Genomic DNA, 14,795 nt, shown 5'->3' on the forward strand with positions numbered 1-14,795 from the left:
CCTGAGCCAGGATCAAACTCTCAATTTAAAAAGTTTGTCTGTTACTCATTACTTTAATTCAAAAGAATTGCTGGTTACATAATTATTTAAACTTTATTTCTGTTCAATTTTCAAAGACCAATTTATAAATCGACATGTATGTTGTCGCTTTATTATAATATCATTAACCTTGACCGTTGTCAACAAATTTCTTGTTGCAGTCACCGCTGATGACAAGAGATATCGTACCATGTATGTACCATTATATTATTTTAACTTATTGCTATTTTTTTATATTAAATTATAATATCCTAATTATATCGTTTATATTCTGCTTATTTCATATAATGATACACGTGGTAAGGTATACACTGTATTACTGGCTAAAATATGATTTTTAAGTATCTATATAATAAAAATATTAAAATAAGGAGGCTATTTTACCTCCTTATAAGTTATCATTTATTTTCTTGTCAAAACTTGAAAAGTAAATCCTATATTAGCTTCTTCGTCAAAAATCTCTTCTTCTTCTTTTACTTCCCATTCTTTATCACTGATATGAGGGAAAAATGTATCTCCTTCATATTCCTTATGAATTCTAGAAATATATAACTTTTGAGCATAAGGGAGTAGTAATCTAAATATTTCTCCTCCACCTATAACAAAATATTCATCAGTATCTTCTATATATACTTTTAAGTCTTTTATACTGGTTAATACCACTACATCATTATTTTCTATCTTAAAGTTAGGATCTCTTGTTAAAATAATATGTTTTCTTCCTTTAAGAACTCCCGGCAAGGAACCAAAAGTTTTTCTTCCCATAATTATGGTTCCACCATAAGTTATTTTTTTAAACTTCTCCATGTCTTTTGGTATTTTCCATATTAACTTGTTGTCCTTACCTATCACTCTGTTTTCAGCTACTGCTGCAACAAAACTAATCATTTTATACTGCCACCTCCATTTTAATTCCAGGATGATGCTTATAGTCTACTATCTTTATGTCTTCAATAGTAAAATCATAGAAATCCTTTATTTCCGGATTTATATATAACTTTGGTGCTTCATAGGCTTCATCTTTTCTTGATAGTTGAATTTTCATACCTTCCACTTGGTTTTCATATATATGGGCATTATTTATTACATGGGTGAATAATCCAGGTTTTAGATCAGTTACTTGAGCTATTAAATGAACTAGTACTGCATACTGTGTCATATTAAAAGGAACACCTAAGGGTATATCTCCGCTTCTCTGCACTAGCATACAGTTAAGTTTATCTCCTGTTACATCCCACATAGTCATAAAAGCACAAGGATAAAGCGAACCACCTTCTAAGTACGGTATTTGCCATAAGCTCATTATATGTCTTCTGTTTTGTGGATCTTCTTTTAACCCTTGAATTAAATTATCTATTTGATTATACTTTTTAACAATATAACCGTAGGAAGTACCTATAGTGCCATCTTCCTTCATCCACTCATCCCATATATGTACACCTTGGGCTTGAAGCTTTTTAACATCATTACTTTGTTCTTTATAAATCCATAAAAGTTCCTTGACAGCTGTCTTAAACCCCACCTGCTTAGTGGTTAATATAGGAAATTCTTTTCCAAGGTTAAATCTAAAAATCTGATGAGGTAATTTATAAGTAGGAATTCCTGTTCTGTTTTCTTTTTCATAATATCCGTTTTTTAAAATATCTTCTACTACATTTAAATACTGAAGGTCTGCATTGTTCATTAAAATTCCTCCATCAATCTATATTGTTTTTATATTAATTATACCAAAAAAAAGTTTTTTACCAATAGTTTGTGTATTGCTAATTTATTAATTTTATTTTCTAGATAAATATTTATATAAAAATAAAGCCCTTATCCATCCCATGGACTCAGGCTTTAACTCTATTTTACTGGATCACCCTCTAGGTTTTCAAATTTAGGAGGTATTTCTTTATTTCCTTTATTCTTTGCAAGATTTTTAACACCTATTCTTTTTCTGCCTTTATTATTACCGTTGTTAGTCTTATCCATGCAAATCTCTCCTTTCCTAGAATTATTGTACCCATTATTTCATTTTATATAAACATTCTAAATTATAACTTCTTCTATCTTTTTAAGGCGAATATATTCTGGGCTTTTATGGTGTGTATATTCTAGGCTTTTATGGTGCGTATATTCTAGGCTTTTATGGTGCACATCTTCAAATTCCATACATACAACAAAGGGCATGAATCCCTTTATTCTTTGAAACTCATCATATTTAAAACTTTCACAATAAAAATTTATGATAGTACTTAGGGCAGTGCCATGTGTACCTATCACTAAGTTTTTATCTTTATTTTCCTTTAATATTTCCTGTAAAGCAGCTATATTTCTTTCCTGAACTTCCCTTAAGCACTCCCCATTAGATAGCTTGTACTCAAAATCTTCCCATTGTTGTCTCGCAAAGGAATTAAAATCTTCTATCCAAACATCATCAATTTTTCTTTCTCTAAGATTGTGAACAGTATGAATTTCTAAATTAGATTTTTCAGCAAAATCCTTTACAGTATCCATAGCTCTTTTATAAGGACTTGAAAATACTTTATGAATATCTTTGTCCATTAAAAAATCCGTCACCTTTTTAACATCCGAAAGTCCCTTATCACTCAGAGGACGTGTTAAATCGTCCTGAACAGAAAAATCCGGATGAGCATGTCTTATAAAATATACTTTTGTCATTATAATTCTCCTTCCAAATATATTAGTCTTTCAAAATCATGTACGGCTTCTATAAATAAAAGCATTAACTATAGTATAATCATTAATTGCTAATTAGTATTTAATATTATTTTTCTTTGCTTATTAATCCTTTTGTAGCATGTTGTATGTATAAATAATATTATATATTGTAAGGAAAAATATTTCTTACAATTTTTATATGTAGGTGATGGTTGTGTCGTATTATAACAAAAGAAGCTTAGTGGAAGTATCCATGGAATACCCATTATATCAATCTAGAAAAGGTAATTATTTTATTGGTCAAACGCCCACTTTAACTGGTGAAAATGAACATGCTTTAGTAGCATTACTAAATCCAATTAAATCAAATAGAAATATATATATAAATGCCATGACTATAACAAATATTTCCGCTCTTAATGTATCAGCGGAGTTTTATCTAAGATCCAGCTTTAACAATGGGATTATCAGCGACTTAGTTAGCTGTGTTAATACAGCTGTTTTCCCTGAACCAACTCCCAAAGGTCAAATTAGATATTTAACTACAACTCCCAAACCACCAAGTGATGGTGTCCCTATATTTAGCAGAATAGTTTCTCCATATTCTACTTTAGTAGTTGATGGCGGCCAAATTATTCTTGGCCCAGGACAATCTATTATTATTTTTCTAGGTGGATTTTTACCCGTTGCCTTTGACAGCGCAAAGGTTGCTATGGGATGGTGGGAGGAAGAAATATATCATTCTCCAAATTATTCTTGTTAGTGTATAGTAAGTGGATTACTGATTGAATTATAGGGTGCACAAGCACCCTATTATAATTTTCAAAGCAGTATTATATATATTTGCTTTTATTTTTGTTAAATTTGAATTCTTGGTTTTCGCTCTTGTAATATATATTTATCAACGCCTTAAAGGCTTTGAAGCTTTTGTTTAGTTCATTTAATTTCATATAACTGATTTTTCACTTTGGTATATTTACCTGATAAGGTTTTTATTCCTTTAGAACACTCTAATGTTCCAATTCCTTTAAACTCTCTTGCCATGCCTTCTGATAGATCATCAAGTTCTTTGGTTATAGCATTTAGCTCATAGATTATTTCATCTAACTCTTGCTTTGTTCTTGGATTCACCTTATATTCACCTCACTAAATTGAAGTAGCTTGTCTTAACAAACGACGTTCTGTGTTTTCCAGAAGTTCTGCTGTTTTATTTAAATATTTAATATGCTGCTGAAGTTTATAGTTATATTTCATTAATAAATCAGTTCTAACCAAGGAATAGCTTCTTTCTAATTCACCTTTAAGGTATAATATTTCAAGTCTTCTACTTATATCTGATGTTCTTCTTGCTATATATGATAGTCTTTGTGAGTAATAATAAAGTCTTGGAATATTTACATATATATTAGGCTCATTATCTATGGATTTCCCTCTATTTACAAACTCACTAGTTCTACTTTTAAGATCCTGAAAGAATGACTCCACACTCTGAAAAACAGTGGCTCTAACTTCGAAAACATCCTGTCCTAACTCCTTTAATTTATCCATAAGAACCTGCGCCATATAAAGCAACACTCTTTTTATGTTTCTTAATAAATCATTGGCTTTCTGCAACACTTCATTTCCCAGATAATAACCTCCTAAAAGGAACAATTCCACCAATGCATGAGTAGCAAAAAAAGGCAGTCCACTTAATGCAATATAAATACCTCCTAATTCGTAAAGTGCATATTTTCCATCTAAAATATTGAATACTGCATCTATTAAATAAAGGCCTGTATTATCTGGAAATAACGTAGAAACCCTTATGGTATAACTTTTTATGGCCATACATATGATATCTTTTTTTGTTTCTCCATAAAAATTACCTTGAGCATCTAGGAAGATATTAGGTTTATGATGGCTTAAAAAATCTCTTTGATCTTCTGTATCAATAATTATAATCTTTCCTGCAATGCCAAATAAAAGAGAGGACACAAAATCCATTTTCCCTTCATAGGATATAATTTTATCTCTAGCTTTAAGAATTTTTATAGAATTATTTCTAATAAAATTATCAGAAAATCCAGGTCCATCAAAGGAAACACATTTTTTCACATCATCAGACATTACAGCAACGTACTGGGCACTATTTCCCCCTTTTGAATGTCCTATAGTTATAAAATCCCTGTAATTGTACTTTTTCTTCATCTCATTAAGAAACTTAAGAGCTGCTTCCTGCTGTACAGTTTTATCAGTAAATCCCGTTTTAAAATTATCTTTCCACTCTTCCCTTCCAAGACCTTCTCTTGTTTCACTACACCTATATGCAATTATCGCTTCTTTCTCTGGTGTTTCAAAACAAAATGCACCTAGTCCAGTTTTTATACTTTTTCCTTGGGTATTGTAGTCCATTCCTTTTTCAAAATTCTCGTTAATATATCCTTTAATTTTCAAATTACATAATCCAGGATTGTTGGAGATTTTCATAAAGGTTTTTCTCCATTCCTCAGTATCCATGGCACATCTATTCCCTTGTGCTTTTAGTGAATCCTCATTATTAAGATAAAACCGCACCATATCTCCAATGGTATAATTTGTTTTATCTAGCTTTTTTAAAATATCTTCTGAGCCATGAAAATCAATATATGCTAGCTGACTTAGTAAATTATATTCATTATCATTAATATTAAGCAGTTTAATCACCTACTATCTTAATTCTGAAATTTATAAATAATATCCTTTTCTGAATCATTAATTGTCATATCCTTATTAACCTCTGAGAATGTAGAGTTTTTAACATTCAATTTAGTCTCCACTTCCTCTAATTTCATAAGCGCTAATTTTTCATATTCAAGCTTATTAAATACATCAGATTCAAAGTATAAGAATGTCATAAATCCCCAATACTTATTTTCTTTTATCTTATTCATAAATAAGTAAATTTTTTTAGCCTCTTTATTTTTATCAATTATATCTCTAGAATTTATATAGACTCTAGCGGAAATCATAACCCTTGTTTCCTTATTTAACATTTCATTAAGATTTAAATTTTTATCATAGGAATACTTTGTAAATTCTGGAGCTGTAGTTGTAATGTAAGTAGTTAACATATATTCTTGAAAAAAATCTTTAGCTATTTTATCTATTTCTTTTAAGAACTCTCTTTCTGCAATGCGAAAAGCATATCCATCTGTAAAATAATACCCTTTTCCCTCTTCGTTTTTGCGTCTTTGCACAGTAAACTTTGTTAATTTATCATCTTCTAACCTAACAAAGCCTTGTTCATATGTAGGTCTATTAAATCCATTACCTAAAGGTGTAAAATATTCCATAACAAACTTTTCATTATATTTTTTCTCTAAATAATCTATCATCTCTTTTTTACCTTCATCTTCGTATTTTTTTATAGACATGCATCCACTCACCCCCATAAACAAAATTATAATAGATAAAATTAAAGCATTTTGCTTTAACTTCAAGTTTAATTTCCCTTAATACTCTTCTATTTTTTTACATTAATTCCAATTATATAATCATTATAATATAACATTTAAACTATTTAAAGTTCAAATACCATTTATTTGTAAATAAATTATGGCACCTTAAGGTGCCAGTCACATGACAAGCGAAAAACTTAAATAAACCCCTCAAAATTATGAGGGGTTTATCTTAATATTAGTTTTCTTTTCTTGTTTTTTTTCTGATAGCTAGGAACACGCCTACAACTAGAAGGGTTGCTCCACCAAATACTAACAAGTTCTTGTTAATAGAGGAACCTGTTTTAGCAAGCTTATCATTATTTGTTGTTCCAGTAGAAGGTTTTCCAGTGTTATTGTTATTTGTATTGCTGCCGCCTGTGTTGCCACCACTGTTATTATTGCCACCGTTATTTGAAGCAGCTTTTATTTCAAATTCTACTACTAAATTTGAAGTATTACCTGCTAAGTCTGTAGCGGTTATTTCAATCTTGTGCTTTCCTATTTTAGATATAGGAGATTTTCCATCATATTCTTGTCCATCTAACATGAACTTAACTGCTGCATCTTTTTCATTTACAGATATTATTGGAGTAACTTCTTTATCATAAACCTTTCCAGCTTCTATACCCTTAACTTGTATAATTGGAGCTGTTTTGTCTATAACAAATTTTACTAATACTTCTGTTTTATTATTAGCCTTATCCACTGCGGTTACCACTAATTCATACTTTCCTTCTTCAGATATTTCTTTTCCATCATAAGGTTTTCCATTTAAAGTAGTGGTCACTGTAGCTTCTTTATCATTTACCTTTATTACTGGATTTATGGAAGTATTATAAGCTTTTTCATCTTCTACTCCTGTTAATTCAACCTTTGGAGCTGTCTTATCTATGGAGAATTTCACTAATACTTCTGTTTTATTTCCAGCCTTATCCACTGCACCTATAGCTAATTCATAGTTTCCTTCTTCAGTTATTTCTTTCCCGTCATATTCTTTTCCATTTAAAGTAGTGGTTATTGTAGCTTCTTCATCCACTTTTATAATTGGAGCTATGGAAGTATTATAGGCTTTTCCGTTTTCTGCTCCTGTTACAGTGATCTTTGGCGCTGTCTTATCTATGGAGAATTTAACCACTGCTTCTGCCTTATTTCCTGCCTTATCTACTGCTGTAATAACTAATTCGTATTTACCTTCTTCAGTTATTTCTTTTCCATCATATTCTTTTCCATTTAACACGGCTGTCACTTCAGCTTCAACATCATCTACCTTAATCACTGGTGCTACTGAAGTATTATAAACTTTTTCATTTTCCACCCCTGTTACTGCTACTACTGGAGTCTCTTTGTCCACTATAACTTTTACGGTTTTAACAGTTTTATGTCCAAATAAGTCTATGGCCTTTAGTTCTAGGATATCTCCATTTTTAACACTTATAGTTTTTTCAAAGTTATAAGCTGTGGCTTCATGTCCATAATTAGCTTCAACTTCTACTCTCTTTACTACTTCACCATTAATATAGAAGGTATAGCCCATACCGCTGTCAGAAACAACACCTTTTAAGGTTACTTCATCTTTATTAACAGAAGCTTGTCCACTTTTATTCAATAATGGTGCTGTTAAGTTAATTATAGGAGCTTCAGAGTCATAATATAGCTTTACAGAGTAATTAGCTGGAGATTTTTCACCCTCTACTAAAACATTAGCTACACTGCCATCAGAGTTTTCTGCATATACAGGAATATAGTTTAATCCTTGTTTAAATTCTTTTCCATCTAGTTCTATACTAAAGGTTAGATCTTTATTTATTTTTACATCTTTCTTTGCTATGGTGAACACCTTAGGCTGACTAGTGAGTTTTCCTGTGATAATATATTTTCCTGCTGGGGTTAATCCCTTTTCTGTTAACTCCATACTTGCTGAAGCAAAATCATTATTATCAAAGGTTATAACGCATGGAACTATCTTTCCTGCTTGAACAGTTATTTGTGAATAGCCAAAGTTATTGGCATTGTCTAGTGCAACTACCATAACATCATTAGCTACGCCATCTTTTAAAATTACATCTGCACTATAAATTTTTGTATCCTTGTTATAATTGATCTTGGCATCTCTTATAAAATTACCATTTACAAATATACCTCTTACATCCACTCCTGATAAGTTGTCACTTTCTTTCCACTGAACATTATAAGTTGTTGTTTCACTATTTTTAGGAGAAAGGATCTCTATATTCGGAGCAGTTACGTCAACTTTTACAGGAATTACAAAATCTTGTGATTTAGCTCCTGGTAAGTCCACATAAGATTTTATATTTAATTTATATTCACCTTCTGGTACAACTTCATATTCTCCTTTAGAGCTATTATAAATTTTCCCATTCCATTTTAAGTTTTCTCTTAAAATTGGGGACTTTCCACTGCCATTGGAAGCATTGTAAATTTGCTTTCTTACATTGTTATCTTCACCGGCATTAACCACAACATTTCCATTTTTATCTAAAACCTCTGTTATTATTTTCTTAGAGTTTCTTAACATATATAAATATGGTATTACTTCATCATAATCTCCATCATCATTAGGAGAAATTGCTATGACATCAGGATCTGCTATGGCATATCCATCTCCATTAGCAAGGAATAAAGCTGCTTTAGACACTAAGGCTGGTGCACCTTCAAACTGTCCATTCTTGTCTATATCTGCCATTAAGGTATCAGCATTTTCCCAAGCTGTATAGTTTACTATTTTTTCTTTGCTCCAGTCACCATAATAGCCCATAAAAGGTACTACTAAGGATGGATTTTCTTCGCTATTTGCAGAATTAAATTTAATATAACCTTCTAGGAACTTTTCTGTCTCTAAATCATTTCCTATATTTAGAGTAACATTAACCTTAGCACTACCATTAGCTTTCACGGTTACTGATTCGGCATCAAAACTCATGCTAGCATCCTTTGAATCTAAAATTGTATCACTAGCCATTTCATTAGTCTTACCCATCTGTATAGAAGTTAATACTCCTTTAATAGTTTCCAAAGTATAGGTAACATCTTTATCACCATAGTTATTTAAATCTATGGTAAAGCTTACTTTCTTCTCCTTAATCTCTTTTAATGACACAGCAGCATTACCTTTATAGGTAGCTGTAACTTTATTTTTTATAGCATTTGATATCTGAATTACTCCAGATCCTTGTCTTCTAGGGGAGTATGGAACTCCTTTGCTGTCCATTTTTACACTTGAAGTATTCATAGCTATATTTTTAGCATAGTCTACAAGTCCTCTTCCATTTAAAGTATTATTATAAGCTTTTATGGATTGTAATATTAGTGCCATTCCGCCTGAAACATGAGGTGCTGCCATAGAGGTTCCACTCATATTTTCATATCTGTTATCATTTACTGTGGAGAATATATTTCCTCCTGGACCTGCTATTTGAGGTTTAAACTCTAAATTAGGAGCTGCTCCCCAAGAGGTACTATCGTCATAATCATTAGCTTCTGGATTATCTTGACTCATAGTAGCTCCAGTAAATATAAATTTAACAAGTTCATTTTTATCTAATTTTTCAGCTATACTTTTCCCAACGGTATTACCTATGAATATTGCTGGTATGTTTATAGCCGGATCTGTTGCCATATTTAATAAAGCATCTCCATTAGCACCATTGTTATATATGATGACTCCTATGGCATTTGCCTTTTGAGCATTTAATATTTTTTCTGTAAAGGCAATTTCTCCCCTAATTATAAGGGCAACTTTACCATTTAAATCTTTTCCAGTAAAATTCTCTGGTTTACCAACACCACAATTAACCATTTCGTACTTTTTATTATTTTCAAAGCTAAAAGTATGATTAGTGTAAGGTGTCTTAGATAGTTCTATTTCTGATTCATTTAAAAAGCTTACAGCATATGAAGTCACTTTTGGGTTCTGGTAATTTGCCACCATTAAAGCATCTTTTGAAAGAGCTGGAGCTCCTACTGTGGAAATATCTTTCATAGTTGAATCTCTATATGGTGCTGTAGAGTAACTAGAGTTTCCTGCTGAAACTACTACTGTAACACCTTTATTTGTGGCATTGAATATTGCTTTTTGTTCAATATCATCCTCATCTTGGAATCCTGCTGGAGAACCTAAACTCATATTTATTATATCTGCTCCTAAGGTTACTGAATCTTCTATAGCTGCAACTATATCATCAGTATAAGCAGATTTGCCTCTAGGACCATTGGAAAATACTTTCATAGCAAGTAATTGAGCTTCTGGAGCTACTCCTTGAACTGCTTGTCCATTTTTAACTTCATTTTCGTCTCCATCTGCTCCAACTATACCTGATACGTGCATACCATGTCCGGCATCTGGTCTTTTATCTATAACTTCATTATTTTTGTCTGCATAATTATATCCATAAGGAATCTTATCTGTAAAATAAGTTTCAGTGTCTTTACCAGCTTTCAAAACTCCAGACTTTTTTAACTCATCTATATTAGCCTTAGTTAGCTTAAGTTTTGATGAATCTTTTGGTGCTTTCATATCTTTATGTCTGTAATCTACACCTGTGTCTACTATGGATACAAGCATACCTTCGCCCTTTAAATTGTACTTTTCCCAAGCTTCATAGGCTTGAGTTAAATTTTTAGCTGAAGTCATATCCAATTCATACCTATTTACTTCTTTTACGCTTTTTACCCCAGCCATTTTTTTAAGCTTGTCTATTTCTTTTCTTTTAACATCCATACTAAAACCATTTACTAAGTTGCCATAGCTATGTCTAATGCTTGCTCCTTGTAAAGTTTTAGCTTTATCTTTAACTATTTTCTGTGTTTCCTTAACTGAATTTATTTCCTGCGGTGATGCCTTTAATGACTTACTAAATTTTTCAGCAGCAGGTTTTTCAGTCATTTCAACAATGACTCTTACAAGTTCTTCAGGATTCTGCTTTCCTGCTTCAATCTTGCTAACCTTTTCCCTTGGTAACTTAGAAAGCTCCTCCTTCATCCTTTGTATTTTAGCTTTGTCAAGCTTTTCAGGAGTATTTTCCACTGCACTTACCCTTGTAAATCCCCCAAGTCCTAAGAGTAAGGCTAAAACCAGGCTAAAAAGCTTTAACGTGGTCTTTCTGAAATTTTTGATCATTTAATGACCCCCTTTTTATTAGTACATTAAATTTAAAAATAATAATTACTAAATTATTATTTTTAAATTTCAACACCTTCATTTTACCATCATTGTATATAATTTACAACTATGGTAATCTTTTTTATTGATAAATTGATATTCTGTGATACACTAAAAAAGAGGTGTTTTGGATGAAGAAAGTTATAAAGGTTGTAGGGGCAATTATTGAAAATGATCAAAAGGAAATACTGTGCGCCCTTCGTTCTACAGAAATGAACTTGCCAAATTTCTGGGAATTTCCTGGTGGAAAAATTGAAAAAGATGAGTCCGTTAGTACTGCTATTATAAGAGAAATTAAAGAAGAGCTTAAATGTGATATTGAATTTATTAATGAATTTAATAACAATACCCATGAGTACGAAAACTTTATAGTAAACCTAATTACCGTAAAATGTAAAATTAAAAGTGGTACACCCATTGCCAATGAGCATGATAAGCTAATATGGATGCATAGAAAAAACTTACCATCTTTAAATTGGGCTCCAGCAGATATACCTGCTGTAAAATTATTAGTAAATGAAGAGAAAAAGGTATAGCATATTTAAACGCTATACCTTTTTATTAAACTCTAAATATATACTATTTGGCACTTCATTCTCTAATTCCATTGTAACTGTTATAGGTTTTTCTCCATGATATTTAATAGTGTTTCCTTCTCCTATATAAATATATGGCTGTACTTTTCCATCAATTTGCTTATACTTTCTAATGAATATATGCAAGTTAATCTTTCTCTCTTGGTTAAATATTATATTTTTCCCTCTATGTGATTCTTGGGATATATTATTTGGTGTTTGCCACTGAAAGGCTTTACTGTTTATAAATTTATCTTCATAATTTATACTTTGCTTTATATCCTCTTCTTTATGTAAGTCTATAAATAAGAAAAAATCATTTTCATTAGTTAATAATCCGCTGCCCCTAAAGGAACTGTGTATTTTAGTATAGTTGGATAAAAGAGCTATATCTACCATTTGATACTGCTCATAAAGTTTTAGGAAAGGCACACCATAGTATTGGTTTTCAAATTCCTTTTCATATCTAATTAAACCATAGTTTATAATATCTTCTATGTATATCTTTAAGTTTTCATCCCTAATTACTTTTAAATATTTTGTTGTAGTCTTTAATATTCCATCATTATAATCAAAGGATTTTAGATTGCTTTTAACTTGTCCTGAATCATAGTAATCTTGATTTAAGCACTTAAAGGCATGTTTTACACTATCATCATCCACAAATTCTATGTATTTTAATATCTCTTTCTTTCCTTGCTGTAAGTTTATTTCATCATGTTCCATTAAATATTTAATAATTGCAAATTCATAAACTCTTTTTATTGGAAGCATACCAGATAGTTCTTTACTAATTGTAAAGAAATCATCCTTTGTCAATAAGCTTTTAAGCTCATCATCATTTTCCACTTTGGCTACAAAATTTAAATATATTTTTTCTTTGGATATGAATTTGATAGGATTTGGAGCACCATCATAATTTATATAATCCATTAGCAAATAGGGGGTCTTACCATTTCTTAACTTTTTAAATTCTTGATATTCTTCCTTTAAATATTTCATAGAATTAAAATTTTCTTTGTCTATCTGATTAAGTATTCTCTCTTTAGAAATTCTATCCATCTGAATATTAGTGCAGCCTGGTAAATTTGCAAATTCAGTTGCCACAGCTACTTTCAAACTATCTTTATCATAATATCTAGCTCCATTTAAAGCTATGGCTATTAAAAATGCTTTATTGTAATTGCCTATAAAATCTAATACTGTTAAGAAACTTTTATCCTTATACTTTCTTAAACCCCTGCCTAATTGTTGTATAAATACTATAGGTGAATTTGTGGGCCTAAGCATCAGTACTAGGTTAATAGATGGTATATCTATCCCCTCATTAAAGATATCTACAGTAAAAATCACTTTAAGCTCATCTTCATCACATTCTAACCTTTTTATATATTCTTCTCTTTCACTAGGAGAATTTTTTCCTGTTAAACTTATGCTATTAATACCTCTTCTATTAAATTCTGCTGCCATATACTCTGCATGATCTATACTGGCACAAAAGCCTACACATTTTAATTTATCTCCATCATGTCCGTAAAAGTTCATTTTTTCTATTATAAAATCAACTCTTTCATTGACTTTTAGCCTTTTTGCTATCTCATTGCCATTATTTAAATTAACATCACTTAAATCTATCCCCTCTATATCCGTTATACCAAAATAGTGAAAAGGTATCACTAAATCTAACGCTAAAGCCTCACGAAGCCTCAGCTCTAATGCAACATTATTATCAAATATATTAAATATGTTTCCATCATCACTTCTCTCAGGGGTGGCAGTCATGCCTAATAAAAATTCAGGTTTAAAATAGTCTATAACCCTTTTGTAGGAAGGACTTGAACTGTGATGGGCTTCATCTATTACAATATATTGAAATTCATCTTTATTAAAGTCATATAAATTATTATTCATAGATTGTATGGTGGAAAATAAATAATCTGCATTAATATCTTTTCTCATACCTGTTAGAAGGCCAGTAGTTTTTGTCTTGTTCTTAACTAATTTTTTAAAGGTTTTTTCTGCACTTTTTAAAATTTCTTCTCTGTGCACTATAAATAACATTTTTTTAGCCTTAAACTCAATAACATCAAAGGCTGACATATAGGTTTTTCCTGTTCCAGTAGCCGCTATAACTAGCGCTTTGTCTTCCCCAACGGTTCTTAATCTTTGTAAATTTCTTACGGCCTTCTTTTGCATTTCATTTGGTTTAATTTGCTTATAATTCTCAAATTCCATGCTTTTATATGAATTTACTTTTCTAATTTCTTTAATAAAACTTTCATAGGTATTAAGAAATTTTTCATCTACAATATCTGTACAATCCCAAAGCTTATTATACTCTTTAAATACATCTTTAATAAAGCTGTTTTCCCTCTTAGAAATTACTTGGACATTCCACTCTACATTGCTCTTTAGTGCCCTTTGGGTAATATTTGAAGATCCTATGATAATTTTATATTCATCTCTATTTTCGAATATATATGCTTTGGTATGAAAGCCATTGTCATTATCTGCTACAAAAACCTTTAAATCTATATTACTAAAGGTTTTTATTTTTTCTAATGCCTTGGGTTCAGTAAAATTCAAATAGGTAGAAGTTATTATCTTACCTTTAACGCCTTTTAATTCTAGCTCTTTAAATGTATCTAGTAAAAGTTGCAAACCGCTGAAATTTATAAAAGCTACACTGAAGTAAAACCTTTCACACTCATTTAAGCATCTTTTTAATTCATTTAATAAATTACCTTTTTCTGAGTTAACTATTAACTTGTTATTTATCAAATAAGTAGTATCTTCAATACCCTTAGGATTAATTATCCCTTCATATTCAAGAACTTTATTATCTATTACATTTAAACCTGAATTATTCATTTTATA

The 14,795-nt window shown here is 30.7% G+C and carries 11 protein-coding genes; 2 read left to right on the forward strand and 9 right to left on the reverse strand.

Going from position 1 to position 14,795, the window contains the following annotated elements; translation table 11 throughout:
• Positions 1–441 precede the first annotated feature (441 nt).
• From BUA82_RS09925 to BUA82_RS09935, 4 genes are all read right to left on the reverse strand, one after another.
• The gene (locus BUA82_RS09925) at positions 442–927 is read right to left on the reverse strand and encodes a dihydrofolate reductase (RefSeq protein ID WP_073007237.1); all 486 of its coding nucleotides are present in this window, start codon (positions 925–927) and stop codon (positions 442–444) included.
• Position 928: 1 nt separating this feature from the next.
• Entirely contained in the window at positions 929–1,723 is a 795-nt protein-coding gene (locus BUA82_RS09930; RefSeq protein ID WP_073007242.1) for a thymidylate synthase, read from the reverse strand.
• Positions 1,724–1,884: 161 nt separating this feature from the next.
• Positions 1,885–2,013, reverse strand: coding sequence for a clostri-philic family protein (locus BUA82_RS21125; protein ID WP_278321578.1), 129 nt, complete (start codon positions 2,011–2,013; stop codon positions 1,885–1,887).
• A 57-nt stretch (positions 2,014–2,070) separates the two neighbouring features.
• Positions 2,071–2,703 (reverse strand): histidine phosphatase family protein, encoded by a 633-nt coding sequence (locus BUA82_RS09935; protein ID WP_083599885.1) that lies wholly within the window; start codon positions 2,701–2,703, stop codon positions 2,071–2,073.
• Between the two features lie 208 nt (positions 2,704–2,911).
• On the opposite strand from BUA82_RS09935, the gene BUA82_RS09940 reads away from it, so the two are divergent.
• Complete coding sequence (locus BUA82_RS09940; protein WP_423230453.1) at positions 2,912–3,466, forward strand: DUF6143 family protein; 555 nt, start codon at positions 2,912–2,914, stop codon at positions 3,464–3,466.
• Positions 3,467–3,639: 173 nt separating this feature from the next.
• Here the strand turns inward: BUA82_RS09940 and BUA82_RS09945 are convergent, their stop codons facing one another.
• The 4 genes from BUA82_RS09945 to BUA82_RS21130 form a co-directional block, all read right to left on the reverse strand.
• Positions 3,640–3,834 (reverse strand): hypothetical protein, encoded by a 195-nt coding sequence (locus tag BUA82_RS09945; RefSeq protein WP_073007254.1) that lies wholly within the window; start codon positions 3,832–3,834, stop codon positions 3,640–3,642.
• A 15-nt stretch (positions 3,835–3,849) separates the two neighbouring features.
• The gene (locus BUA82_RS09950; protein WP_073007258.1) at positions 3,850–5,388 is read right to left on the reverse strand and encodes an Mbeg1-like protein; all 1,539 of its coding nucleotides are present in this window, start codon (positions 5,386–5,388) and stop codon (positions 3,850–3,852) included.
• A gap of 8 nt (positions 5,389–5,396) precedes the next feature.
• The gene (locus tag BUA82_RS09955; RefSeq protein WP_143148611.1) at positions 5,397–6,098 is read right to left on the reverse strand and encodes a hypothetical protein; all 702 of its coding nucleotides are present in this window, start codon (positions 6,096–6,098) and stop codon (positions 5,397–5,399) included.
• 262 nt (positions 6,099–6,360) lie between these two features.
• Positions 6,361–11,301 carry a S8 family serine peptidase gene (locus tag BUA82_RS21130; protein ID WP_073007266.1) on the reverse strand — a complete coding sequence of 1,647 codons (4,941 nt, stop codon included), beginning with the start codon at positions 11,299–11,301 and terminating at the stop codon, positions 6,361–6,363.
• Between the two features lie 173 nt (positions 11,302–11,474).
• Between BUA82_RS21130 and BUA82_RS09965 the strand changes: the two genes are divergently transcribed.
• Positions 11,475–11,879 carry a (deoxy)nucleoside triphosphate pyrophosphohydrolase gene (locus tag BUA82_RS09965; protein WP_073007269.1) on the forward strand — a complete coding sequence of 135 codons (405 nt, stop codon included), beginning with the start codon at positions 11,475–11,477 and terminating at the stop codon, positions 11,877–11,879.
• A gap of 12 nt (positions 11,880–11,891) precedes the next feature.
• Here BUA82_RS09965 and BUA82_RS09970 read toward each other — a convergent pair whose 3' ends face one another.
• Positions 11,892–14,789 (reverse strand): DEAD/DEAH box helicase, encoded by a 2,898-nt coding sequence (locus BUA82_RS09970; protein WP_073007272.1) that lies wholly within the window; start codon positions 14,787–14,789, stop codon positions 11,892–11,894.
• Positions 14,790–14,795 lie beyond the last annotated feature (6 nt).

The organism is Clostridium amylolyticum (assembly GCF_900142075.1).
GTDB classification, from domain to species: domain Bacteria; phylum Bacillota; class Clostridia; order Clostridiales; family Clostridiaceae; genus Clostridium_AA; species Clostridium_AA amylolyticum.